The sequence below is a fragment of the Peribacillus sp. NPDC056705 genome (genome assembly GCF_043656335.1).
Genome location: NZ_JBHTYI010000277.1, coordinates 1 through 1,058, shown reverse-complemented (window position 1 = coordinate 1,058; position 1,058 = coordinate 1). Strand labels below are relative to the sequence as shown.

The following is a 1,058-nucleotide window of genomic DNA, read 5'->3' as shown; positions in this document are numbered from 1 at the left end:
CTTACATCTGCATCCAGCTCGATCACAGCCTTGAAGGTATCGGTCGGTGACAGTTTAACCTTCCGATCCAAATACGTGCGTCCCGCCCCGGTCAATAAGATACGCGCCTCTTCTCTAACCGAGGTGGCATAAACATGTACGACGGCCTGCTTGTCCTGGACTTCCAGGTTGACAGCAGCATCAATCGAAGCGTTCTTCACCATTCCGATATCTTTATACGGCATGAAGTACTGATTGAAGCTCTTCTCCTCATAAGGCGCAAGCCAGGTGAAATCGGGTTGATTGTCGGTGTACACACCGGTCATAAGTTCGATATACGGTCCGTCTTCATCGGTCAGATTACGATCCCAAGCCTGACCAAATTCACCGTGACCCCACGTCCACTGTTTTTTGCCGGGAGAAATATGTTTATTGGCGACATGCAGAATTCCTGCGTCCAAGCCGTGATCATAACCGCCCACGAAATCGTAATCCGAATGGTAGGCCATATAAGAAGTCGGTACCGGGATGTTACGGTACTTGGAAATATCTACGCCAGCCGAATAATCCTGTTTATAATACGTACCGGTTGCGATCGGGAACTTGGACACATCCCGTTTCCCATGGTCGAAGACCGCATGGACATCCGGTGGAAACACGGACTGGGTGTGATCATTGACGGCCACGGCTGGATTCGCCCACCACAGGAAGGTCTGCGGCTCGGAGGTCCGATTGTACATCTGGGCATGAATTTCAAGATAAGCCTTGCCCGGATAGAGCGTGAACCCTGTGGACACTTTCGTCCCGTACATCCGGTCGATTTCGCCGACCCACACCGTCTTGCTGCCATCCGGATTCTCCTCGATTCTCCAATCCACCTCGCCATAAGTGTTCGGACGGTGATGCTGAGGCCAGTTAAACTCAATCCCCCCGGAAATCCAGGGGCCCGCAAGGCCGACCAAAGCCGGTTTGATGACTTGGTTGTGGTACACAAAATCATAGTTGTTGGTTTTGTCGATGGCTCGGTAGATGCGTCCGCCGATCTGCGGCATGATCTGAATCTGCACGTACTCATTTTC

1 protein-coding gene is annotated in these 1,058 nt (G+C 51.9%); it reads right to left on the bottom strand.

The window, feature by feature from the left end; all coding sequences use genetic code 11:
• A partial coding sequence (locus tag ACFRAK_RS29690; RefSeq protein ID WP_394573292.1) for a DUF5107 domain-containing protein occupies positions 1–1,058 on the bottom strand: 1,058 nt, incomplete at both ends.